Origin of the sequence: Vibrio sp. Y20_XG_PY13, from assembly GCF_024181925.1 — a bacterium.
GTDB classification, from domain to species: domain Bacteria; phylum Pseudomonadota; class Gammaproteobacteria; order Enterobacterales; family Vibrionaceae; genus Vibrio; species Vibrio parahaemolyticus.
The window spans coordinates 1,142,129-1,166,881 of sequence record NZ_JAMZAL010000001.1 but is presented as its reverse complement, the minus strand read 5'-3'; the positions used below and the strand labels follow the sequence as shown (position 1 = coordinate 1,166,881).

The following is a 24,753-nucleotide window of genomic DNA, read 5'->3' as shown; positions in this document are numbered from 1 at the left end:
GAGAAAAGCTTATGTTGAACACAGGCAAGTTACTTCGCCAAAACCTATTTTGCAAAGCGGCGTTAGTTGCGGCTTTAGCACCATGGCCAGTTTTGGCTGCGCCTTTACCTGATGCCGCCAAAATCGACTTTGAGTTTGAATTGCCAAAGATCGATACCTCAATGTACGCCCGTCCTTACGTCGCAGTGTGGGTTGAAGATGAACAACGTCAATCCGTTAAAACCATTCAGCTTTGGGTCGGTAAGGATGAGTGGCTCAAAGACATGCGCAGCTGGTGGCGAAAAGTAGGTCGTTATGATCGCGATCTGATTGACGCTGTGACGTCTGCGACTCGCCCTGCTGGGCAGTATCGATTTGTTTGGGATGGTACTAACGACGCAGGCGAACGCCTCGAGCAAGGTGACTATACCTTACATGTTGAGGTCGTTCGTGAACATGGTGGTCGCAACTACTTGCGCCAAAAAATGACATTAGCGGACAGTGAGGTGCGCTACCAACTCAAACCAACTCAAGAGACGGGGGTCATCACCGTCAATTACCAAGTTAAGTGATAGAAGGACACAACAATGAAAACCAAAATGAAAGCAGTGGCGTTAGCAAGCGTAATGGCAATGGGATTAGCTGCAGCGACAACGGCACAAGCACATCCTCGTTGGGTTTTGCCTTCGCACTTTACCGTTTCTAAAGAAGGTGGTGATTGGCTCACGTTCGATGTGACTGCTTCTCATGGCACATTTGTATTCGATAAGCCAGCAGGTAGCGAACAAGCTTTTGTCATCATGCCGGATGGCCGCTCTGAGCGCCCGAACTTTGTAATACGCGGTAAGCGTCGTTCGATGTTCGATTTCTTCTTTGTTGAAGAGGGCACGCATAAGGTTGCGATCAACAATGAGCCGAGCTACTACACCCAGTACAAAGCAGGTCGCCGCGATACTGTGAAGTGGGTTAGAGCCAATAAAGCTGAGCGCGCTGATGTGCTACCAGAAAAAACGCGTGATGTGGTGACTCAGCTAAGCTACACCCGCGCAGAAAGCTACATCACGGTCGGTAAACCAACAGAAAAAGCGTTAGAAATTGAAGGCAAATTGCTAGAGCTAAAACCGCTGACTCACCCATCTGACATCATTGAAGGTGAAGCGGTGACGTTCCAGTTCTTCTTCGATGGCAAACCTCAACAAGGTGTGACGGCAGAGATCACGCGTGAAGGAACGTTGTATCGCAACCATCAAGAGCAAATTGACGTGGTGAGTGATAAAGACGGAAAAATTACTTTTACGCCAGACGTGGCAGGGCGCTACCTAATGAAAGCGAACTACAAAGGTGAGTTGAACAATCACCCATTAGCTGACAAAACCAGCGCGAATGTACACCTAACGTTTGAAACTCTACTCAACTAATCGAATTAGGCTCAGCAAGCGCTGAGCCATTTTGGAATCAACATGAACAACACTTCTATTCTTAAAGCTGCTCTGCTATTGGCTGGACTTTCTTCCTTTCACGCTTCTGCTCACTTTCCTCTAATGAGTTGTCATTTATCTCAAGATAAAGTGATTTGTGAAACTGGCTACTCTGATGGCTCAACCGCGATCGATTACGATGTCGAAATGTACGACTACGAAGATAACCTCATCGCCAAAGTTAGAACAGACAAGCGTTCTATTGCCGAGTTTTCTCATCCAGAGACTGATTTCTACTTGGTTTTCGATGCCGGTCATGAAAGCCCAGTTGAAGTGGATGTGGTTGAGCTGAAAGAGAAATGATCACACAAAAAGTTCGTCCCGATAACGGTAGCCGAGAAGGGAAATGGGTGGCACTTACCATCGCTGGTATTCTTGCGACTGCCAGCTTTTTGATGCCTCTGCACCAAGTTGATTCTCCCCATTCTGAAGTGCTTTCTCATCAAATTCGAATCACGGACTTGCACCAAGAAGAGCTCGGTTTGATTGCCGAGCTAAAACTGGCGCATGAAGAACTGCGCGATTTACACGCAGAGTTCGGCACCTGGCCAGATACGGAAGAGATGGCGTCACTGTGGATTGCGCCCTTTGTTCAAGATCAAAACTGGAAGCGTAAAGGTTCGCATCAATGGCAGAGCATTGGTGACGGGATCTACTTGGGCATCAGACAGAGTGAGCAGGGAGCAGCATCAATGATTCTGGACAGTCGTCAAAGCCACGCCGACATTTGGCTAATCGATGCCCATGGTTTTGCGCCAACCCCAACATTGAGCGAAGAAAGCCATCGCCATCAACAGGGGTGGCAACAGCTAATTCTCTCTTCTCCATCTTCTGCTCATCCTTCGCACACTTAACTCAATTCAAAGAATACATATTATGATCACACGTTCGCTTTTACGTTCCATGTTTGCATCTTGCGCTTTATTGGTCGCTAGCACGTCCAGTTTCGCGAGTGACAAAATGAAAATTGGTATCACGCTTCAGCCTTATTTCAGCTATGTGCACGCTGTTGTTGGTGACAAAGCGGAAATCTTGCCGCTGGTGGATGCAGGCTTTAACCCACACAACTACTTACCGCAACCGAATGATCTAAAACGTCTCAATGAAATGGATGTCATAGTGGTGAATGGTATTGGCCATGATGATTTTGCGTTGAAGGTGATCAACGCGTCGCAACGTGATGATCTCGTTGTCATTGAAGCCAACAAAGAAGTTCCGCTATTGCCAGCAATGGGACAATCAGTCGGGCAAGGCGCGGTGAATCCACATACGTTCGTTGGGCTCTCAACAACGATTCAAAAGGTTTATACCATCGCGAGCGAGTTGAGCAAGCTCGACCCTGAAAATGCCGATTTCTACCGTAAAAACGCGCGTCAATACGCTAAAACTTTTCGCATGATGAAACGTGATGCCATGTTGTCGTTGGGCGAGTTGGACACGGCGGGTATGAAGGTTGCGACAACGCACAACGCATACGGCTACATTCTGCAAGAGTTTGGTGTGGATGTTGCCGCAGTGATTGAGCCAGCTCATGGCGTGGAGCCGAGCGCGAGCCAACTGCAAGAGACGATCGAGAAGATCAAACGATCTGGCATTGATGTGTTGTTTTACGAGCTGAATATGCCCAATCGCTTTGTTGATACCATCGAAGAAGCGACAGGAGTTAAGCTCTACCGTTTTTCTCACATGACGCATGGGGAATACGAAGCGAACAAAGTGGAAGTTGAGATGCGCGAAAATGTTGAGACCTTGATTGAAGCGATGAAGTTCGTGGCAAGCAAACACGCACAGGAGAAAGCGTAATGCTTGGTCCTTCTATCTCGATAGATAATTTAAGTCTCCAATACGGTGACAACGTGATATTGCAAAATGTCACGACAACCTTCGAGCCGGGCAAGTGCCATGTGATCATGGGTCCAAATGGTGGAGGAAAAACCTCGTTGTTGCGCTCCGTACTTGGACTTACGCCTTTTACTGGCGACATTTCCGTTCATTGGCCGAGTAAGACTCACAATAAGCTTGGCGGAAACGTTGGTTATGTTCCTCAAAAAGCGATGTTTGAAGCCAGCTTACCGCTAACGGTGATGGATTTTGTGTTGCTGAACCAAACACGAGTCCCGCTATTCTGGCGCCGTAAAACCAAACAAACACAACGTGCGTTGGTGCAATTAGATCGCGTCGGCATGGCCGCTCGCTCAGATCGTCGTATGGGGCAACTTTCTGGTGGTGAGCAACAGCGTGTGTTGTTCGCTCAGGCTTTGTTAGATGACCCAAGCTTATTGGTGTTGGATGAGCCTACAACAGGGATGGACGAGCAAGGTGTGCGTTACCTTGAAGGGTTGATTCATGAAGTTGTCGCGCAGGGCAAAACGGTGTTAGCGGTTCATCATGATGTCACTGCGGTGCGTCGCTTGGATGCAGAAGTGCACGTTGTTAACCGTCAGATTGTGGCGTCCGGACACCACTCGGATGTTCTGAGTCCAGATCGTATTGAAACACTATTTAAGCACTACACAACCAAAGCGGAGGCGGCGTAATGGAGTGGTTACGAGCACTGGCGGTGAGTGGTGTAGATGCTGGATGGTTGAGCGACAGCTTTGCGTACGCTTTTATGGTGAACGCGATGGTCGCTGCGCTGATTTTGGGGCCGCTACTCGGCGGGCTGGGCACATTAGTGATTGCTAAGCGTTTGGCGTTTTTCTCCGAAGCAGTTGGCCACGCAGCACTGACGGGTATCGCTATTGGTGTTTTACTTGGTGAACCGCCAGAAAACCCAATCATAGGGTTGTTTAGCTTCTGCATGATCTTTGCGTTGCTGCTGCACTTCGTGAGAAATCGCACCAATGTACCTTATGACACGTTGGTCGGTGTATTTCTGGCGTTAGCTCTGGCGGTCGGGGCGGCGTTGCTGATGTACGTCGCACGTAAGATCAACATACACATGCTGGAAAACGTACTGTTCGGTTCGATTTTGACGGTGACCGATAGAGACATCACGTTGCTTGCAGTGAGCTGCTTGATCATCCTGCTGCTGCTGATTCCGACATTTAATCGCATTTTGCTCACGTGTATCAGCCCAGATATTGCTCGCGTGCGTGGCTTCAATACCAGCTTTTACGATTACCTATTCGTCATGATGATCACTTTAGTGACGATCGCCGCAGTGAAGATCATTGGTGCCGTGTTAGTAGGTGCCCTGCTGTTGATCCCTGGTGCGACAGCTAGGTTGCTCACCAAGCGAATGGGAAGCTTTGTATTGCTTTCTTCTCTGCTTGCGACGGTTGCTTGCTTGGTTGGCACCATATTGCCAATGGAGCTCGACTTACCGGTGCCATCGGGCGCGTCGATCATCATTGTTTCCGCTGCTTTCTTCTTAACTGCAACGGTTTATCGAATTATTCGTAAAGCGTGATAACGCTTTTACCTACCCAACTTAAGTATCTCGACATGAAAATGAAAACTCTTACTTTAGGTTTAGGATTGATGGCGATGAGTACATTGTCATCATTGGCGATGGCCAAAGATATTTTAACCAGTACCCCTGTGACTTACATGCTGTCAGAGCAACTGATGAAAGGAACGGGCGTGGAAACCACATATCTGCCTCCCAAACGCTATGGCATTGAACGCATGGCAAATTGGTTCGCCACTAAAGGTGCAAACCAAGTTTCAGAGGCAGGAAAGAGCGCAACCGTGGCCATCACCATGAGAGCCATTTGGGACCAAGACCCGACGTATGTCTACGCACGACAAGGCAACATTCGTTTGATCGAAATTGATGCTTCACAAGCGATTTCCCCTAGAGCTCAAGGCGTTGCGGCCTTAAAGCTGGAAGATGGAGCCACATCTAAATACGTTTGGTTGAACCCAAGTAATTTAATTCGTATGACAGCCATTGTCGGTGACGATCTGCAAAAGTTGTATCCGCAGTTCCAAGAGCAAATCCAAAGTAATCAACAAGCGTTAATGCTTAGCGTGCGTGAGTTGATTAACCAACAACAAGCAGTGATATTTGAAAAAGAGATCGATTCAATCGTGTTGATGAGTGAATCACTAGAAGATTTTGCTTCAGGAAACCAACTTTTTGTCGTCAAACGTCAGTTCAAACCAGAGTTAGAATGGAGTGAAAAAGACAAACTATCTTTAAAAGCTCAGTTTGAACAAGATAAAACACTATGGTTGGTGACGGATAAAAAACCATCAAAAATCTTAACTTCTTTGGTATCACCAGATCGCATACTGCAAATTGATAATATTGACCGCTGGGGCAGTAAGGGTATCAAAACTGAGAAGCCACTCGCACGGTGGAAGATGTAACACGTAAAATGCCACAGAAGTAATGATAGGGAATGAAAAGTTCCCTATTTTTTTGTGGCGTAGGTCAAGAATTAAGCACAAATAACACCAGTTGCATAAGAAAGTGTTTGTTTCATTTATATTTCATTACTACTTTGTTATCTGTTCGTTGCGAACGATTCAGTTTTATTCTGTTTTGAAACGAACCGGTACAAACAACTATACGGATGTTAACAATGAAAATGAAAACTCTAGCCGTTGCAGTGGCGGCACTAGCATGTGGTTCTCAAGCTTTCGCAGCTGAAGTTTACAACAGCGAAGGCACATCTCTTTCTATCGGCGGCCACGTTTCTGTGGGCGTGGGTGAGTACTTTGAGGAAGATGTACGCATTCATGACGTATCTCCTCGTATCAATGTTGGCGGTAAACAGGACATCGGTAATGGTGTGACAGTTGACGCTAAAGGCGAATGGTCTATCAAACTACTAGACGGTGGTGAAAGCTCGTTCAACACTCGTTTGGGTTACATTGGTGCGACACATGAGCAGTTTGGCCGTGTTGTTGCTGGTACACAATGGTCACCATACTACGACGTAGCAGGTGTTGCGGATTTGCCAATCGCGTTTGCCAACGACTTCTTGTACGCAGATCAATACAACCTTGGCTCGGCTCGTGCAGAACGTATGCTTAGCTACCGTAAGGGTTTTGAGTTTGGTGAAGGCTTCGGCTTTAACCTAGGTCTTGGTTGGCAAGGTGAGCACGATATGTATGATGCTCGTGGCCAAATCGCTCTGAGCACTGAGCTAGCAGGCTTTGGTCTAGGCTACGTTTACAGTGGCGGTGACCGTCAAATCGGTACTAAGAACGAATCTGCGACATCTCATGTATTCTCTGCTAACTACGGTAAATACGGCTCTGGTTTGTATGCTGCTGTAGTTTACGGTATGAACGAATATTTCTACCTAGGTCTTCCAGAAACAGTTCAGCTTGAAGGTTTACTGGCTTACGGCGTAAATGATTGGACGTTCAGCGTTAACTACGAAGGCGTAGAAAACGACAAAGACAACAAGACACTTAAGAGCGAAACAGCACTACAAGCTGAGTACTCAGTGACTCCTTCGTTCGTTACTTTCGTTGGTTACCAATTCGATCTAGGTAATGACTACAACAGCGAAGAGAACGATTACTGGACTCTAGGCGCTCGTTACTACTTCTAATAAATAGGACAGTTTCTACTGCCTAAACACATTTATTGTGTTAACGCCTACTCGTTGTGAGTAGGCGTTTTTCTTTCCGCTTTGGTCGTGATTTCCCCCTAAGCAGGTGGAATGAGGTTTAGGCTTAAATTGCTTCTCTGCTTCGAGAATGTGTCCAAACAAAAAATGCCCGCAGTGTGCGGGCATTTTTATGCGTGGCGTGTATATGCTTATTTTTTATCGAGCAAGTCGAGGAAGAACGCGTACTCCAATGCATCTTCTTTCAAACGTTTGAATCGGCCAGATGCGCCGCCGTGTCCTGCTTCCATATCGGTTTTGAACAACAAGACGTTATCGTCGGTTTTCATTTCACGAAGCTTGGCTACCCACTTCATCGGTTCAAAGTACTGCACTTGAGAGTCGTGTAAGCCTGTTGTCACCAACATGTTCGGGTAGTTTTGCGCTTTGACGTTGTCGTAAGGCGAATAACTCAACATGTAGTCATAGTATGTTTTGTTGTTCGGGTTACCCCATTCATCATACTCATTAGTGGTGAGTGGAATCGATTCATCAAGCATTGTCGTAACAACATCGACAAATGGAACATGTGCGCCAATACCGCGATACAATTCAGGGGCTTGATTAATAATGGCACCCATCAATAAACCTCCAGCAGACCCACCAACGGCGAAGACTTTGTCTTTCGCGCCGTAGCCTTGCTCAACTAAACCTTTAGTCACATCAATAAAGTCGTTGAAGGTATTCTGTTTGGTGAGTTTTTTACCATCTTCATACCAAGGTCGGCCTAGCATTTCAGAACCGCGAATGTGAGCGATTGCAAATACAAAACCACGGTCCAACAGACTTAGTCGTGCAGAGCCGAACGTCGGTTCGATGGTCGCACCGTAAGAGCCGTAACCGTATTGGTAAAGCGGATTTGTACCATCTTTCTTAAACAAGTCCTTACGATACACCAGTGACACAGGGACCTCTTTTCCATCACGTGCTTTGATCATGATGCGCTCTGATTGGTAGTTATCCGCATCAAAGTCACCCAATACAGGTGTCTGCTTCATGATTTCAGATTCGCCCGTTTTCAGATCGAAGTCGTAGTAGGTTCCTGGAGTAGTCAAGCTACTGTAGTAAATGCGAACTTTTTTGTTATCCAGTTCGAAGTTGCCTGTTAAGTATGCCGCGAACGCATCGTCATTAAATGTGAGCGGGAATTCTTTTCCTGTTGAAAGCTGACGCACAGTGACGCTCGCTAGACCGTTAGAGCGCTGCTCATAGACGAGGTGGTCATCGAATAGCTCGAAGTCGACAAGTTGAGTATTGTCATCTGCGGCAATCACGTCTTGCCATTTAGAACGATCGTGCATCTCCTCTTGCTTAACTTTCATCAAACGGAAGTTGACGGCTTGATAGTTGGTATAAATGTAATACCAATTGTCTAGCTTGGAAATGCTGTATTCAATGCCATCTTCACGAGGGTAGAACGGTTCCGCCTTCGCTTTAGGATTGTTCGCATCGATGATGGAGACGCCGCTGGTCTCTGTACTCGAATGCCAAATGTAAACCTCGTCACCATCTTTGCTTTTGCTTAGTGAGGTGTAGTAGGCGCTGTCGGTTTCTTCAAAAATCAGCTCATCGCTGCTTTGTGGTGTGCCTAATACGTGACGATAAACTTGATAGCCTAGCAAGGTTTGTGGATCTTTTTTGATGTAATAGAACGCGTTGTTGTCGTTCTGCCATGCGACAGCGCTTGACGCCCCTTCAATTTCATCTTGTAAGTAATTACCTGTGGTCAGATCTTTAATTTTAATGGTGTAAACACGGCGGCTTAATGTGTCTTCGCCATACGCCAATAAGTTTTCATTCGGGCTGACGTACAGGCCACCAATACTGAAAAATTCATGCTCTTTCGCAAGTTCATTGACATCTAAGATGACTTGTTTGTCTTTACCAGCAAAATCTTTCGCTCGAAGATGAACTTCGTACTCGTTATCTCCGGTAACTTCACTTGAGTAGAAGTAGTTTCCTTTACGCACAGGAACGGAGTTGTCGTCTTTTGCTATGCGACCTTTAATTTCTTCAAATAGCTCATTTTGAAGAGCTTCAGTGTGCTTGAGAACGGTTTCCGCATACTGATTTTCTTGCTCTAGGTGCTGCAAAATTTCTGGATCTTTACGCTCGTCGTCACGCATCCAGTAGTAGTTATCAACGCGAGTATCACCATGAATGGTCATCGCGTGAGGGATTTTTTTTGCAACCGGGGCTTGAGTTTGCTGAGCAACGATCTGTGATTGGGAATATTGAGTCATGGTTGGAGTTCCTTGATTGCTGCATCCGGCGATAAGCGCGACCGATACGGCCAACGTAGTGAAAGTGAAACGCATCTGTTTATCCTTATATTTTATACCTAAGTTGCCTCATCCTGAGGGTATGGACTTTGGTTTCATTGAGAGTTTTCAGGCTGGTCACGCTTTTGTTTTAGAGAGCAGAAATGTGGTTCGAGAAGTGAATACTCTCACCATTTCTGAACGGCTCATTGTTGTGACCTGTTGGCTTGAAAACGCATTGTGTAAGCAACTGTTATTTTTAACAAATATCACTTCTAAAGTTAAATCATTCTCATCAATAAATAGAGGGAGTGTGATATGAAAAAAGGGACACACTATTTCGTGTGTCCCTTTTCAATGTTTTGGTCAGATTGAAATGGCGGTTAAATGACTTGTGGCATTTCGTTTGAGTGATCGTGCGCTCTGTGTACCCACAATAGGCCAAGCATCGCGACAATTGACATTGCCATCATCAAAACACCAAGCGGCATTTGGTTATGCGCTGGGAATAGCGATGCAAGCAAGGTTGCAATACCGGCGCCCAAGTTCTGCATGCCACCCAGAGTCGCACCAGCTGTCCCCGCGTGGTAAGGGAACGGAGCAATTGCGCCTGTTGTTGCCGCAGGGAACAGGATGCCCGCACCTAGGAAATAAATAGTTGCGCCACCAATTAATGTCAGTGCAGTTGTTACGCCAAACAAGCCTGGGATTAATACGACGGCTGAACCGATAAAGATCGACACCAAGCCAACATTTAACGCACGACGCTCAGAGCGACGCTGCGCGATATAGCTAGACAAACCTGCTCCCACTAAGTAGCCCGGGATCGGCAAGATAAACAGCAAACTTACGGTAGTGGCTGGTAATGCCAATACACCACCTAGTAATACCCCAGCTGCTGCTTCGAACACACCTACGCCAGCAAACGTCGCAACTAGGCAGATTAAAAAGCCTTGGAAGCGGCGGTCAGACAAAACGTGCTTGTAGCTTTTTGCCACTGGTTCGAACTTGCGTTTCTCTTTTGGCAGAGTCTCCATCATGCTGGTCATCATGGTAATCACTACCGCGATGCCGAACAGGGCTAGAAATAGGTAGCTAGAGCGCCAACCAAATGCTTCTGTTAGGTAGCCGCCAAGTACTGGTGCCATTAGTGGTGAGAAAATCACGCACATGCTGATCAAGCTGTTTGCACGATGCAGCTCAGCACCTTCAAAGCAGTCGCGAGTTAGAGTTCGTGACATCGCGCCGCCACAACCGATCCCCAAACCTTGAATGAAGCTACCAGCCAAGAACCACTCAAATTGGTGTGCAAATAGCGCCACCAAAGTACCTAGGATGTAGATAAGTAGACCGACAATGATGATCGGTTTACGACCTAAGCGGTCTGATAGCGTGCCGTACGCAAATTGAGACAAGCCATATGGGATCAGGTAACAAGCCATCACTGCTTGAAGTGATGACGCAGATACCAAAAACTCACCCGCCATATGACCGATTGAAGGCACGTACATTGTCTGGGTCATTTGACCCACGGCAGTCAATATTGCGATTAAAAAGGTAAGTTTCGCTAATGGAAACGAGGCAGACATTTGCGTATCTCTCCAAAAAATTTAAGACGTAAAAACCCTTAGCTCTCCAAGTCGAAGTGCCAATTTATTGCTGGTGTTACGGGGTTATTTGCGCGAGATATTAGTGCTTGCCTATACAATTAGCAATCTAAAAGTGTGAACTTGAGCAAGATAAAAATCTATGATTTGGATTAGAAAAACTAATCATTATTTTGTGGGAGTAAACGCATGATGCCATTTTCTCAATTCAGGGGAGGTTTCTATGTCGATTCGACATATGGTACTTGCTAGCTCATTGGTTCTACTGATAAAAACAGTAGATGAGAAAGTGCCAATCTTTAGTGGGGGAAAAAGCGAATCTAGGTGAGGAAAAGGCTTAACAAGCCGTGATAAAGAAAAAGGGAGCCGAAGCTCCCTTAGAAATGATTATGTTTATTCGCGGCCAGATGCGTATGCGTAAAGCATTTCTAGCGCAATGGTTGCTCCCGCTAGTGCGGTAACATCGCTGTGGTCGTATGGAGGCGATACTTCTACAACATCCATACCCACGATATTCATGCCGGCTAAGCCACGAATAATTTTCAGCGCTTTGTCTGAGTTCAAGCCACCACAAACTGGTGTACCTGTTCCCGGTGCGAAGGCTGGATCCAAGCAGTCGATGTCAAAAGTAACATACACTGGCTTGTCTGCGACGGTGCGACGAATCTCTTCTAAGATCTCGTTCACCGACATGTCATTCGCTTGCATCGCATTAATCACATTGAAGCCGTGATCTTGCTGTTTGTACTCGGTACGAATACCGATTTGTACTGAGTTCTTCGCTGAGATCAAACCTTCTTTCGGCGCATGGTAGAACATCGTACCGTGGTCGTATGAACTGCCATTTGCGTAGGTATCCGTATGAGCGTCAAAGTGAATCAAAGCCATTTGACCATGATGCTTTGCGTAAGCACGTAGGATAGGCAGTGTGATGAAGTGGTCACCGCCCAATCCCAACATGGTTTTACCGCTTTTTAGAATTTCACTGGTTGCCGCCTCTAGACGGTAAGTGAAATCTTCCGCATCACCGCAATCGAACACAAGGTCGCCCGCGTCGATCACTTTCAGTTTATCCAATACGTTGAAGTCCCAAGGGAACTTCTTACCTTCCCATGCCAAGTTTACTGAGGCACGGCGAATTGCATCTGGACCCATGCGTGCGCCTGGACGACCAGATGTAGCCATGTCCAGAGGAACCCCTAGCACCACAACGTCTGCGTCTGCCGATACCGGATTACGAATGTACGGTAGACGTAAAAACGACATAGAGTTGGAGTAAAGCGAATAATCGGTTTTAGTAAACAAATCATTCATATCAGAAGTCCTCTAAATAGGTGTATCCCGCTAGACCTTGTTCTAGTTCTGCTAGGATTTGTGCTTGTTCATTGGCTTCAACTCGTTGGGAAACCAATTGTTTGTAATTGTCACGAATCGCATCCACGTCGATATGAACGTAGCGCATCATGTCTTCTACACTATCACCTTCATTGATGTAACTGATCTCAAATTGACCGTGTTCATCAACATTGACTACTGCACTGTGGGTATCACCAAATAGGTTGTGCATATCACCAAGGATTTCTTGGTATGCGCCTACTAGGAAAAAGCCCATTAGGTACGGTTTGTCTTTGCTCCAAGCTGGTACAGGTAGCGTGCTCTCGATGCCTTGACCATCAACGTAGTGATCGATCGCGCCATCAGAGTCACATGTGATGTCCAACATCACAGCACGACGCTCTTCCGCATCGCCAAGACCAGAAAGTGGCAGAACAGGAAACACCTGATCAATACCCCAAGCATCTGGTAGAGATTGGAAGAGAGAAAAGTTCACGAAGAACTTATCTGCAAGACGTTCGCTCAACTCGTCCAGAATCGGACGGTGGAAGCGATTCTTAGTGCTCATCTTGCGGCTTAGTTCGAAGTAAATACGCAGTGACAGTTGTTCTGCCCATGCACGCTGCTCCAAGTTAAGCACGCCAGTTGCGAATTGAGAGTGTACCTCTGCCAAATCACTTTGGGTATCGTTGTAGATCTCAATTAACGCACGAGCGTCTGTACCATCTTGTAAGTTTTCCCAGTTTCGCCACATGTTTTGTAGCAAAAGTGGTGCATCTACGCCCAGTTCATGCACTTCTTCCGGTTGGTATGTTTCGGTACCAATTACGTTCGAAATCAATACAGCGTGGTGCGCTGTCAGTGAACGCCCGGATTCAGAAATGATCACTGGCATTGGTTGTTCGTATTGCTGACACACATCGCCCACTGTGTTGACGATATTACGTGCGTACTCTGCAAGGCCGTAGTTCATCGAGTTCGATGATTGGCTGCGTGTACCGTCGTAGTCGACTGCCAAACCGCCGCCCACATCGAAGTATTCGATGTTTGCACCCAGTGCGCGTAGTTCGCAGTAGAAACGAGCAGATTCGTTCACACCATTACGTACGTCACGGATGTTTGCCATCTGTGAGCCAAGGTGGAAGTGAACCAATTGCATCGCATCTAGGCTGCCTTCGCGTTTCAGACGTTCAATAACGCTAAGCACTTGCGATGCAGACAAACCAAACTTCGATTTTTCACCGCCACTTGCTTGCCATTTCCCTGCACCTTGAGAGGCGAGGCGAATGCGCAAACCAAGGCGCGGTTTTACGCCCAAGCTTTTCGCTTCTTCTAGCACCAGATCCAGCTCAGAAAGCTTCTCTAGTACGATGAATACTTTGTGACCTAGCTTTTCACCGATCAGTGCAAGACGCACATACTCACGGTCTTTGTAGCCGTTACACACGATCACGGAGCTGCCTTGTTGAGCCAATGCAAGTACTGCCAACAATTCTGGCTTGCTACCCGCTTCAAGACCAAGCTGTTTGGTTTCTAGTTGAGCTTGGCTCGCTAGAATTTCATCCACCACTTCACGTTGTTGGTTGACTTTAATTGGGTACACCAACAGGTATTTGTTTGGATATTGGTATTCTTCAATTGCTTGGTTGAAAGCGTGGCAAATTCCATGCACACGTTGGTGCACGATTTGCGGGAAGCGCACTAATACAGGCAGATTTAACTGCTGCGCTTCTAGCTCATTTACAATGGCACTGAAAGGGATTTGATGTGCACGATCACTACGAGGTGATACGTAAACCTCGCCTTGGTCATCAATACCGTAGAAACCTTGGCTCCAGTAGTGAACGTTGTAGTCCGCGCGGATGCGGTCTAATTTAGTTGCTTTTTCCAACTCGATTCTCACAAAAATGTACTTAAGTCCTTAATTAATTAGAAGGAAAAGTACAAAAAAGCAAATCATGAGGTATTAACCTCATACCCTGACACGAACTCCGTGTGCGCGCATTAACGGATAAAAGTGCCTCTGAGTCTAATGATTAAAATCTATCATCTCGATTATGATTTGTTGTCGTAGTCGGGTGTGAACATTTGTTTACCGGAGCGTCGATTCTGCTGTTATAGTTGGTCTGACCAGCAAGGAAGCGGTCATGAAAAATCTCACTCAAATAAGGACATATTTTGCAGCTGCACAGAATTCAGGGATACATTCAGACCATGTATCTCGCCGAATATCCCGATAAATTACTGTTGCTTGATGGTGCAAGTCGAGCAGACATTTCTCACCTTAAAGATTTTATTGAACATCAACTCCATCGCCCTTTTTCTGACCTAAAGTTGGTCGTTGTGACTCATATGCATCCAGACCACGCTGGTGGCGCGCACAAGCTACGTGATTTGACCGGATGCAAAGTGTTAGCCGCAAAGCGAGAAAGCCAGTGGTATGACGGTGTAGATGGTTGGTTAATGCATTTAACCGATTTGATGTTAGCGCGCTGGATGGCGAACCGGATGCGTAAACCAAAGCGAAACCTGTGGTATTCGCGCAAGCTAAAGCCCGATATCGAACTCATCGATGGTGAGTGTATTCCGGGGTTTGATGATTGGCAGGTACTAGAAACGCAAGGACATACCGATAGAGATCTGTCGGTTTATCATTCTGAACAAGATGTATTGTATGTGGCGGATTTAATGGTGCAGGTTAAGAAGCATCTTATTGCGCCGTTTCCCATATTTCATCCAAACCAATATCGCCAATCATTAAAGCGCGTGTTTGAAATGAATCCGCAATGTTTGCTTTTGGCACATGGGGGAGAGGTGACTTTTGATGAGAAAGCGTATCAGCACATTCTGCATACTGCGCCGACTAAGCCGATGACCCATTGGCGAGTGACAAAAGTTAAAGCGAGGGGATTGTTGTTTGCGCTATTTCGTAGGAAGTAGACGAAGGTAAAGCCAGACGAGTGATGCTCAACAAAAACGTTCGATCACTCATCTGAAGCTACGGGGTTAAGACGCCAATAAGTGAGATTGGCTAGGGTCTACCAGCACTTTGTCTGCCATACCCTGACGACCTAACAACATCATGTAAGTCATTTTTTCACGGTTAGTCAGCGTAATGTCGATTGGCCATTCTTGGTCGCCCAAGCGCAGCATTGTGGTGATGACGCAGCGGTGCTCAAAAGTACCGTTCGAAGACTTAACCTTGCGGTTTGCCTTTAGCTTCGCTGTGCAGCGAACCACTTGTTCTAAGTGATAAACATCCGGGTGTAGATCGAATGCAACGTAAGACTGACCATCTTTTTCAAAGCAATCAATGTTATCTACATGCAATGAAGATGTTTGTGCGCCCGTATCAATACGCGCTTCAAGGTGAGTAATCCCTAACTCTGGCAAGCAAATAGCTTCGGCATTCCCAATGATCATTTTCTGATTCATAGTGTCATCCTAGCGACGAGTAACAAGAGAGCCGGATTTTGGCTCTCTTGTGCGTTAAACAAAAATCAACCTTTACCGCGAGTACGGTTTGAATTTGGCTTAGCGTTTTTCTCGATAAAATCGAAGATCATACCAGCAACGTCTTTACCTGTTGCTAGTTCGATGCCTTCTAGGCCAGGTGAAGAGTTCACTTCCATCACCACAGGACCATTTTTAGATTGAAGGATATCCACACCACAAAGGTTCAAGCCCATCACTTTCGCTGCATTTACAGCGGTTGCGCGTTCTTCTTTGCTTAAGCGTACGAGTTGCGCAGAACCACCACGGTGAAGGTTCGAACGGAATTCGCCTTCTTTTGCTTGGCGCTTCATTGCAGCAATAACTTTGTTACCGACAACAAAACAGCGGATGTCCGCGCCTTTTGCTTCTTCGATAAACTCTTGCACCATGATGTTTGCTTTCAAACCCATGAATGCTTCGATCACACTTTCTGCCGCTTTATTTGTTTCAGCAAGTACAACACCGATGCCTTGAGTACCTTCTAGCAATTTAATGACTAGAGGTGCGCCACCAACGTTTTTGATCACGTCCTGAATGTTGTCAGGGTGGTGAGCAAAGCCAGTGCGCGGCAAACCAATGCCTTTACGTGATAGCAATTGCAATGAACGCAATTTGTCACGAGAGCGGCTGATCGCTACAGATTCGTTGACACAAAATGTGCCCATCATTTCAAACTGACGCACAACAGCAGTGCCGTAGAAAGTAATGGATGCACCGATACGTGGAATAACAGCATCGTATTGCGGCAATTCTTCACCCTTATAGCGGATCATAGGGTTGTTGCTCGTAATGTCCATATAACAGTGCAGAGTGTCGATAACATCGATTTGATGCCCACGCTCTTCACCCGCCTGTTTTAGGCGCATGGTTGAATATAAATTCTCATTACGAGAGAGAATAGCAATACGCATGGCAATTCCTTAGTAAGTCAGTACCAAATTAAAATATAAGTATAGAGTATAGAATGTAGTAGGCAGGTGATCATGGTATGACATAACCTACTTACTTCAACGATTTAGAAGTGTGGTTGAACAACCACGTCGTCAGAGGTGCGCACCTTAGGTTTTTTTGTTACAAGTTTAAAACGAAAAAAAGCATTCGTTACGACAAAAATTATTTGTCGATTTATCACGCCTTACAGCGATTGTGTGTCAATAGTTTAGCGAATAAAACCAGTGAAAAAATCATGGGCATTGAGTTCGAAATTCGTGCAAAAAACACTCGAATTTACTTGCGCAAGGCCATGCATATTGGTGTTCTTGGAACAAAAATCACAGCAGAAAAGATTTTTTAGCCACTATAAATTTTACGAAACTTATACAAAAGGTGGTCTTAACCAATGCCCCCCACTTTCTTTACGAAAGACGCTTATTTCCCAATGATGTCTGATAACACCTCTTTTATCGTGGTATAGCGCAGCGGTAATGTGCGCCCCCGTTTTTTGACTAAATACAAATCTTCATAAACGGTTTGTTTTAGCTGCGCGACGTGCAATTCTTCTCTATTTGGAAAGCTTTCTACTGCACTTTGAGGCAACACCGTAAATCCCAATCCTTTGCTAACGGGCAATAATATTTGGCTTAATTGATTGACGAAGCCTGAAAGCGGCATGTCACTCATTTTTGTCTCTTTTAATTGTGGCTCTGCACATTGGTCAAAAAACAACGTCATATAGTGCTCGGCATCGGGATGGCCAATAACACCGCATTTTTGCAAGATCTCAGGCGTTAAGGGCTCGGCTTTATATGCGTGGGGAAGGATCAAGCACAGCGCTTCTCGACCGATTCGTTCGCTTTGGAAGAGGCTTTTGTTTGGAGCGTCAGTCACGATGCCGATATCAATGCGGCCTTCAGAGATACCATTAAGAATAGATTGGTTTGGCGCGGCTTCTAAGTGGATGGACAAACTAGGATGTTGCGTTTGTTGCTCTAATAGAGGGCCGTAAAGCATGAGGGCCAACGCACCGGAACAAGCGAGTTTACAATGGCCAGAATAGGCATCATCAAAGCTGAGTTCTTCTAGTAAGCTTTTTTCGCGCTCCTCTAGCTCCAGCGCATAGGCGTAAACCATACGACCTTGTTCGGTGAGCTCGAAACTTTTGTTCTCACGTTTGATCAAGGCATGCTGACAACTTTGCTCTAACTTCTTGATGTGTTGGCTAACACCGGGTTGAGTCATGTAGAGCTTTTCTGCGGTTTGCGTAAAGTGGCCGACTTCGACCAGAGTCTTAAACGTGTGTAACCAAACGGGATTAAGCATAGTGCGTGATGTGCTGTGAGCTTGCTAAGAGACGTTGAGAAAATAATAGCATGGCACTGCCCGAAATAAATTGGCTGAAGTGAATTGGGGTGGTTCGCGAATGGTAAATAGCAAACAAAATAAAACCCCGCCTGGTTTCCCAGACGGGGCTTATTCTCTTTCGCAGCAATCCAGCTACTAATAGGTGCTCCCTGCATCTATCCTTGATTGTGGCTAAGTCCTTTAACCGAGTTCCTTGTTCATCGCCTTCCTAGCGGTGTCCATTCTTGCCTATCATCCTGACGGGCGAACTCTATCCTAGAGCTTAACTACATCCTTGCTGATAACTCATCCTAAGCTACCAAATCTTCATCCTGAAGATACCTAGTCCATTAGGCTTTTTTCCTGTTCCCGCCAACATCCTGTCGACACAATCAGTATTGATGTTTTGCTGATTACTCTCAATCAGCTAGGTAAAAAAACTTTGGCAGCGAATATTATGAAAAATACTATAAGTTTTAATTTTCAATTGGTTATATGAATTTTTTGATTTTATCTTAGTCAAAGATGGTCGTTTTGCTTACATCGCTTGTGAGAGATCTCGCACAAGGAGTCGAGCAAATATCCGAGTTGGCGTCGTTTTCATCGTGTTTAAGAATTTGCTCAAGATCACAACTCGATTTGTAGCCATAAAATTTGGCGATGGTGTTAGGTGAGATTTCCATTTCTCTGATAGCGAATTTTGCCCATTCATCGCGTGTCTTGTGCAGGATTTGGCGTAGCTTGATAGTGAAGTGGCTCATAAAAGCTTCCTTAGTTAGCTTGTCTTTACAAGGCAAGAATAAGGAGAGGGACAACTCCAAGTTGATAGTATGCCGTTTAATATCAATACTATTTCGGCGTGATGAAGATTATGTCGGCAATACTGATATTATTTGAGCGTGAAACAATACTATCTTGTGGAGTAGCCAATGGCGCACATCGAAAAAGTACCGCAGAGGCCAGGTTTTTCTTGGCGCTATCGTCGCATTGATGAGGTAGAGAAAGAGTACGACCTCCATTTTCACGATGATGTGTTTGAGTTGGTCATCCATCGACACTTCACTGGCAGTTTGCATATTGGTCATCACGAATTAGAAGTGACTCACAACCAAATGCTATTGATCGCGCCTGGTGTGCCTCATTCAATTCACTCCACATTGGTCGAAAGCAAGTGTGAGACTCATGTGATTTGGTTTAAGCGTGAGTGGATTGCCAATTTGATGTTCTATTGCGCAGAGCTTAGAAAGCTTGACCCGCTTTTAAAGGCGGCCAATAAAGGTGTGGTGTTTTCTGAACGGACAGCTCAGCACGTGGTGGATCTTCTGCATGAGCTCATGACGTTTCCTGCAATGGAGCAACTATCGAGATTTCTCCATGTTTTGTCTCTGATTGCTCACGATGAAGGAGCAAAAACACTGATGACTCACTCATACTTATCGATGAGTGAACACGAGCTACAGGAAAGAGAGCGCGTGGCAAGTGTTAACGCGTATCTCGAACAACACTTTGCAACTAAGGTGACGCTCGCAGACTTGGCGAACTACTTATCGCTGAGTGAAAGTGCGGTCACAAGATTGTTTCAAAAGCACTTTAAAGAGCCGTTTAGCCAACGTCTAATGAAATTGCGGATCAATCATGCCGCAGATTTGCTGCAATCTACGTCGTTGCCGATTGGGATTGTGTTTGAGCGAGTCGGATATCGTAATCAAGCCCTGTTTAATCGCCACTTCAAAACGTACAAAGGACTAACACCACGCGACTACCGCCAGCATTATCAGCAGCGAATTCAGCCTTAATGGGAATGGTATGCAACTGCCAGTAAGAACGTGAAAAGAGTTACTCGACGGAAAGTGATGTGCAATTGGTATATTACTTGCAAAGTTTTTCAGGAGTCATTATTAAGATTCAATGACAGTTAATTTAGGGAACTTGATTGCCATTTTTCTGTCATATCTCGTGAGTAATTTGACCGTGTCAGGAAGATAATAATCGGTTTTAGGTGTCAAAAATGGCTGCAATAGAACCGTTTTTATCATTATGTTGTGAAATGAGTCACGGTTAAATAATTGGTTCCCTTATAGATTGAAGGGGATAAAAAACCTTAGACAATAAGCTCATAAAGAGCGTTACTTATAGAAGATGAGGGAGATTACTATGAAAAAAATGAGAAGAGCTCAGCTACATCGTGTTCGCATCCAGTACTGGAAAGATACGAAAGAAGCAACAGCTAAGAAATCATAGTTAACCATACTCGAAGTCCTTGAGCTGGCAATAGAATTCAAACGTTCTCTACGCATTGCCAGCTCCAAACACCACCAACACTTCAAATCTAATTTTAAATTCAGTTTCATCACCCATAAAAAAAGCCAGTCCGAAGACCAGCTTTCTCTAACGTATTTGCTTGTCTGCTATTACAGGTAGTTTGCGTCAAGCAAGTCGCCAGCTTTCGCGCTTTTCACTTCTGGACGAGCTTCTAACCAAGCAACGACTTGTGCTTTTTGCTCTTCTGTCGCGCTACCGTAACGTTCTGTAGAACATAGGAAGCCTTCAAATAGCTCCAGACCGCCGCCGCCAAAGCATAGACCTAGAGTATCAATGTAGTCGATAAAGTCATCAACGAATGCATCGTAACGGTCGAAGTCGTTGATGTCTGTTTCACAGCTGATTTCGAAACCTAGGATTGCGAACTCACCTAAGAACAGCTTTTTACGGATACGACGGTTCTTGTTATCGATTTTGTCTAATTTCATGATTCTCTCTCGTAGATGATTTGAGTACGTACACCTTATACCTTCTATCAGACTTTAGCCCAAGAAAAATCAGAATGAAGCGATACAGTTGGCGATTATGTAATCAAACCTAAGGATAGGTTGGCGTTGTGCACGATTTTTGAGCTCTGGAGTGTTGCATTGCTCGCTGTGGGAAGTGAGAGAGGAGGAATATATGAAGAGTCGATAGGGATACGGAGTTGCCGTGTCTCGTTTATTGAGTGATCACATCATTGAAATACAAGTTTCATATAGATTGAGCATTTCTGTCATTTTTCTTCTCCAAACTTCTTGCCGTTCAACAATTTATTCACTAACTATAAGATCGGGAAAGTAAAAATGAGCAAGGAAACCTTCGACGCAACGCGTTATAACCAAAGCGATAACAAGCCTTTTGAAGAAGTACTAGAAGCGAGTCTATCTCGTCGTAGCATCTTAAAAGGTGGCCTTGGTATCAGCGCAATGACTGCGTTTGGTGCTTTTGGATTGGCGGGCTGTAACTCTTCGAGCTCTGGCACGTCGGCAAGTAACGGTTCTGGCGTTTCGAAAGCGGTACTTAACTTTGACTCAATTCCTGGCTCGTTGACTGATGCCGTTTCTATTCCACAGGGTTATACCGCTCAGGTACTGGTACCTTGGGGTACACCGCTGAATGCTCAAGGCAGCGCGTGGAAAAATGATGGCAGCAATACCAGCTCAGACCAACTTAACGCGTTGGGCATGCACCATGATGGCATGCACTTTTTCCCATTAAATGACAGTACGACCGACGGCCTGCTTTGCATCAACCATGAATACATTGATACATCAGCACTGCATCCAAACGGTCCAACAGTTGCGAATGGCGTTCGCACAATAGTTGATGAAGTTCGCAAAGAGATTAACGCTCACGGCGTTTCCGTTGTTCGTATTCAGCTAGAAGACAATATGTGGAAATTGGTGGATACCGATCCGCTTAACCGCCGATACACTGGTGCGACAGTGATGGATTTATCTGGCCCAGTCGCTCACACGGCGCTTACTGTGACGCGTTTTTCGCCTGATGGCAGCCAAGCTCGTGGTACGTTAAACAACTGTGGCAACGGCTATACGCCGTGGGGTACTTACCTCACGTGTGAAGAGAACTGGCCTGGCTACTTCGTTAATGCGGGGACTCGTACAGAAGAACAAAATCGTATTGGTGTGGATGATAAGAGCACGCGTTACTTGTGGGAAACATTGGCAGGTAACTCAGAAGAGCGTTTAGATGAGTTCACGCGTTTTAATGTTGCACCAACAGGCACCAGCTCTGCAGACGATTACCGTAACGAAGCGAACGGCCATGGCTACATTGTAGAAATTGACCCATATACCCAAAACTCTCGTGCGAAAAAGCGTACCGCGCTTGGTCGTTTCCGCCACGAAGGTTGTGCTTTCGGTAAGCTAGAAGCAGGCAAACCCGTAGTATTTTACTCAGGTCATGATTCTCGTTTTGAATACCTTTACAAGTTCGAGTCTGCAGCGGCTTGGGATCCTGCTGATGCAAATCCTGCGAATCGCTTGGCGACGGGCGACAAGTACATGGACGAAGGCACACTTTACGTTGCGCGTTTCAATGAAGACAGCACAGGTACTTGGTTGCCGCTAACGCTTGATAGTGTGACGACATCTGGTGGCACGCTTGCTGATCATTTTAACTCGTTAGCGGAAGTTATCATTAATACGGCTGGTGCGGCTGACCTTGTTGGCGCAACGCCAATGGATCGTCCTGAATGGTGCTCGGTTGACCCATTCACGGGCTCTGTATACCTCACGCTAACCAATAACACGCGCCGCACAGACGAAACGAATCCAGCAAACCCACGCTTAAACAACAAGTTTGGTCACGTTATTCGTTGGGATGAAGGCACTTCTGCGACAGACTTTACTTGGGATATCTTTGTCTTTGGTTCGCCTGCAAATGGTGATGCAGACACAAACCGTTCTGGCTTGAATGAGTTTAACCAGTTTGCAAGTCCAGATGGCTTGGCATTTGATGGTCGCGGTATTCTTTGGATTCAAACTGATAACGGCGCAGATGAAGTCACGTCTTACACCAACGACCAAATGCTGGCGGTTGTACCATCTAATCTCACGAATGAAAATGGCGATCAAGCAGTGATCGGTGCAGACAACCAAGCAGAGCTGAAACGCTTCTTTGTTGGTCCAAACGGTTGTGAAGTGACAGGCTTTACCATTAGCCCAGATTACAAATCGCTATTTGTAAACATTCAACACCCTGGTAACTGGCCATACAATGATGATGCCGCGCAAGAAACTCCGGCTGGAACTACAGTTCGTCCTCGTGCTGCAACCGTTGTGATTCGTCGTGAAGATGGTGGCGAAATAGCGGTTTAATCTCATCGTGTATTAAGACCTTAAAACTCAAGCCCTGCAATTGCAGGGCTTGATGTTTAGGCTTGTGTTTCGCTGTCATTGACATATGTGCGTTAGCGTTTTAACGAACCACCTGCGGTACGAATCACATCCTGATACCAGTAGAAGCTCTTTTTGCGTTTACGTTCTAAAGTGCCTTGTCCATCATCGTGACGATCAACGTAGATATATCCGTAACGCTTGCTCATTTCTGCCGTTGAATTGGCTACTAAATCAATCGGCCCCCAACTGGTGAAACCCATTAATTCCACGCCATCAAGAATGGCTTCGTGCGCTTGCACTAGGTGATCGTTGAGGTAGGCTATGCGGTAGTCATCTTGAATTTCGCCATTTTCGTCAAATTCATCTCTCGCTCCCAAACCATTTTCCACGATAAAGAGCGGCTTTTGGTAGCGATCGTGCAAGAAGTTCAGCAAAATACGCAGACCTTTGGGATCGATCAACCAGCCCCATTGGCTCTTTTCCAAATATGGGTTCGGCACGCTCTCAACAATATTGCCGACTTCCTTTTGTTTCGGATCCGCGCTCGCACAGCCACTGGCGTAGTAGCTGAAGGAGATAAAGTCGACACTGGCCGAGGCGATGTCTTCTAAATCGCCGTCTTGCATCTGAATTTCGATGCCATTTTCACGGAAATAGCGCTTCATATAGCCAGGGTACTGACCACGAGTTTGCACGTCACCGAAGAACAACCACTTGTTGTTTTCATGCATGGCGGCTAACACATCATCAGGGTTACAAGTGTATGGGTAGTTCATGGCACCCAGTAACATGTTGCCGATTTTGCCATTCGGTACAATTTCCTGGCACAGCTTCACTGCTTTAGCATTCGCCACCAATTGATGGTGAATCGCTTGGTAAATCTGTTGCTCTGTTGCGTCTTCTGGCAAACCAACCCCAGTAAATGGTGCATGCAGAGACATGTTGATTTCGTTGAAGGTAAGCCACAGTTTGACCTTATCTTTGTAGCGTTCTAACACGGTTTTAGCGTAACGCTCGAAAAACTCGATCACTCGACGATCGCCCCAACCACCATAATTCTCAACCAAGGCGTAAGGCATCTCGTAATGAGAAAGCGTCACAAATGGTTGCATGTCGTGTTTGGCTAGCTCATCAAAAATGTTGTCGTAAAACGCCAGTCCTTCTTCGTTTGGCTCCAGTTCATCGCCATTAGGAAAAATACGACTCCAAGCGATGGACAAGCGCAGGCAGGTGAATCCCATCTCTTTAAACAGGGCAATATCTTCTGGATAGCGATTGTAGAAATCGATCGCAAGATCTTTGATACCTGGTGTTCGTTCTTCACGCGTTTGATGCGGGCTCAGAATGCCGTTTGGCAACATATCTGATGTTGATAAACCTTTACCCCCAAGGTTGTATGCCCCCTCTACTTGGTTTGCAGCAATGGCACCACCCCAAAGGAAATTATCTGGAAACTTAATCATGTTTCTCACTCTTTTATCATTAGAAAATTGCAGTTACTTGGATTTTTCTTTGCTTGAGAATAGTGCAGGTCACATCACGATTCTTGTAGCCAGATCGACTTTCTGAAGGGCGATTTGTTC

General features: G+C 45.8%; 22 protein-coding genes. 12 read left to right on the top strand and 10 right to left on the bottom strand.

Annotation, left to right across the window (positions count from 1 at the left end; translation table 11 throughout):
- The first annotated feature begins 11 nt into the window (after positions 1-11).
- From NL646_RS05120 to NL646_RS05080, 9 genes are all read left to right on the top strand, one after another.
- Positions 12-551: a DUF2271 domain-containing protein gene (locus NL646_RS05120; RefSeq protein WP_005479631.1), complete on the top strand. Its 540-nt coding sequence runs from the start codon at positions 12-14 to the stop codon at positions 549-551.
- Between the two features lie 15 nt (positions 552-566).
- Entirely contained in the window at positions 567-1,397 is an 831-nt protein-coding gene (locus NL646_RS05115; RefSeq protein WP_005497841.1) for a DUF4198 domain-containing protein, read from the top strand.
- A 42-nt stretch (positions 1,398-1,439) separates the two neighbouring features.
- Complete coding sequence (locus NL646_RS05110; RefSeq protein ID WP_005497843.1) at positions 1,440-1,760, top strand: hypothetical protein; 321 nt, start codon at positions 1,440-1,442, stop codon at positions 1,758-1,760.
- Entirely contained in the window at positions 1,757-2,311 is a 555-nt protein-coding gene (locus NL646_RS05105) for a DUF6162 family protein (RefSeq protein ID WP_253663928.1), read from the top strand. The genes NL646_RS05110 and NL646_RS05105 overlap by 4 nt, the downstream gene beginning before the upstream one ends.
- A 22-nt stretch (positions 2,312-2,333) precedes the next feature.
- The gene (locus NL646_RS05100; protein WP_015312818.1) at positions 2,334-3,260 is read left to right on the top strand and encodes a metal ABC transporter substrate-binding protein; all 927 of its coding nucleotides are present in this window, start codon (positions 2,334-2,336) and stop codon (positions 3,258-3,260) included.
- A complete protein-coding gene (locus tag NL646_RS05095; RefSeq protein WP_253663927.1) occupies positions 3,260-3,994 on the top strand; it encodes a metal ABC transporter ATP-binding protein in 735 nt (244 codons plus the stop codon). Before NL646_RS05100 ends, NL646_RS05095 begins: the two co-directional genes overlap by 1 nt.
- Positions 3,994-4,869, top strand: a complete 876-nt coding sequence (locus NL646_RS05090; RefSeq protein ID WP_005479618.1) for a metal ABC transporter permease — start codon at positions 3,994-3,996, stop codon at positions 4,867-4,869. The genes NL646_RS05095 and NL646_RS05090 overlap by 1 nt, the downstream gene beginning before the upstream one ends.
- A gap of 35 nt (positions 4,870-4,904) precedes the next feature.
- Complete coding sequence (locus tag NL646_RS05085) at positions 4,905-5,774, top strand: ABC transporter substrate-binding protein (protein ID WP_005459366.1); 870 nt, start codon at positions 4,905-4,907, stop codon at positions 5,772-5,774.
- A gap of 215 nt (positions 5,775-5,989) precedes the next feature.
- Positions 5,990-6,970, top strand: a complete 981-nt coding sequence (locus tag NL646_RS05080) for a porin (protein ID WP_029846957.1) — start codon at positions 5,990-5,992, stop codon at positions 6,968-6,970.
- A 209-nt stretch (positions 6,971-7,179) separates the two neighbouring features.
- Here NL646_RS05080 and NL646_RS05075 read toward each other — a convergent pair whose 3' ends face one another.
- The 4 genes from NL646_RS05075 to speA form a co-directional block, all read right to left on the bottom strand.
- Positions 7,180-9,345, bottom strand: a complete 2,166-nt coding sequence (locus NL646_RS05075) for a S9 family peptidase (protein WP_253663926.1) — start codon at positions 9,343-9,345, stop codon at positions 7,180-7,182.
- Between the two features lie 326 nt (positions 9,346-9,671).
- Positions 9,672-10,877 (bottom strand): multidrug efflux MFS transporter EmrD, encoded by a 1,206-nt coding sequence (emrD, locus tag NL646_RS05070; RefSeq protein ID WP_005459347.1) that lies wholly within the window; start codon positions 10,875-10,877, stop codon positions 9,672-9,674.
- A gap of 411 nt (positions 10,878-11,288) precedes the next feature.
- Positions 11,289-12,209, bottom strand: coding sequence for an agmatinase (speB, locus tag NL646_RS05065; RefSeq protein WP_005393578.1), 921 nt, complete (start codon positions 12,207-12,209; stop codon positions 11,289-11,291).
- A 1-nt stretch (position 12,210) separates the two neighbouring features.
- Positions 12,211-14,133, bottom strand: a complete 1,923-nt coding sequence (gene speA / locus NL646_RS05060; RefSeq protein ID WP_005459323.1) for an arginine decarboxylase — start codon at positions 14,131-14,133, stop codon at positions 12,211-12,213.
- Positions 14,134-14,444: 311 nt separating this feature from the next.
- Between speA and NL646_RS05055 the strand changes: the two genes are divergently transcribed.
- Entirely contained in the window at positions 14,445-15,170 is a 726-nt protein-coding gene (locus tag NL646_RS05055; protein WP_021451066.1) for an MBL fold metallo-hydrolase, read from the top strand.
- Between the two features lie 66 nt (positions 15,171-15,236).
- On the opposite strand, the gene NL646_RS05050 is transcribed toward NL646_RS05055, so the two are convergent.
- The 4 genes from NL646_RS05050 to NL646_RS05035 all read right to left on the bottom strand — a co-directional run bounded on the left by NL646_RS05050 (position 15,237) and on the right by NL646_RS05035 (position 18,766).
- Positions 15,237-15,665, bottom strand: coding sequence for a RimK/LysX family protein (locus tag NL646_RS05050; RefSeq protein WP_005459284.1), 429 nt, complete (start codon positions 15,663-15,665; stop codon positions 15,237-15,239).
- Between the two features lie 65 nt (positions 15,666-15,730).
- The gene (gene rimK, locus NL646_RS05045; RefSeq protein WP_005459235.1) at positions 15,731-16,636 is read right to left on the bottom strand and encodes a 30S ribosomal protein S6--L-glutamate ligase; all 906 of its coding nucleotides are present in this window, start codon (positions 16,634-16,636) and stop codon (positions 15,731-15,733) included.
- Positions 16,637-17,093: 457 nt separating this feature from the next.
- Positions 17,094-17,984, bottom strand: coding sequence for a LysR family transcriptional regulator (locus tag NL646_RS05040; protein ID WP_017448038.1), 891 nt, complete (start codon positions 17,982-17,984; stop codon positions 17,094-17,096).
- Positions 17,985-18,520: 536 nt separating this feature from the next.
- A complete protein-coding gene (locus NL646_RS05035) occupies positions 18,521-18,766 on the bottom strand; it encodes a hypothetical protein (protein WP_020841707.1) in 246 nt (81 codons plus the stop codon).
- 168 nt (positions 18,767-18,934) lie between these two features.
- On the opposite strand from NL646_RS05035, the gene NL646_RS05030 reads away from it, so the two are divergent.
- Positions 18,935-19,801 carry a helix-turn-helix domain-containing protein gene (locus NL646_RS05030; protein ID WP_005459287.1) on the top strand — a complete coding sequence of 289 codons (867 nt, stop codon included), beginning with the start codon at positions 18,935-18,937 and terminating at the stop codon, positions 19,799-19,801.
- A 615-nt stretch (positions 19,802-20,416) separates the two neighbouring features.
- Here the strand turns inward: NL646_RS05030 and NL646_RS05025 are convergent.
- Entirely contained in the window at positions 20,417-20,755 is a 339-nt protein-coding gene (locus NL646_RS05025) for a YggL family protein (protein WP_005459294.1), read from the bottom strand.
- A gap of 357 nt (positions 20,756-21,112) precedes the next feature.
- On the opposite strand from NL646_RS05025, the gene NL646_RS05020 reads away from it, so the two are divergent.
- Entirely contained in the window at positions 21,113-23,149 is a 2,037-nt protein-coding gene (locus tag NL646_RS05020) for a PhoX family phosphatase (protein WP_253663925.1), read from the top strand.
- A gap of 92 nt (positions 23,150-23,241) precedes the next feature.
- On the opposite strand, the gene NL646_RS05015 is transcribed toward NL646_RS05020, so the two are convergent.
- The gene (locus NL646_RS05015) at positions 23,242-24,633 is read right to left on the bottom strand and encodes a glycoside hydrolase family 1 protein (RefSeq protein WP_025507394.1); all 1,392 of its coding nucleotides are present in this window, start codon (positions 24,631-24,633) and stop codon (positions 23,242-23,244) included.
- Positions 24,634-24,753: the final 120 nt, after the last annotated feature.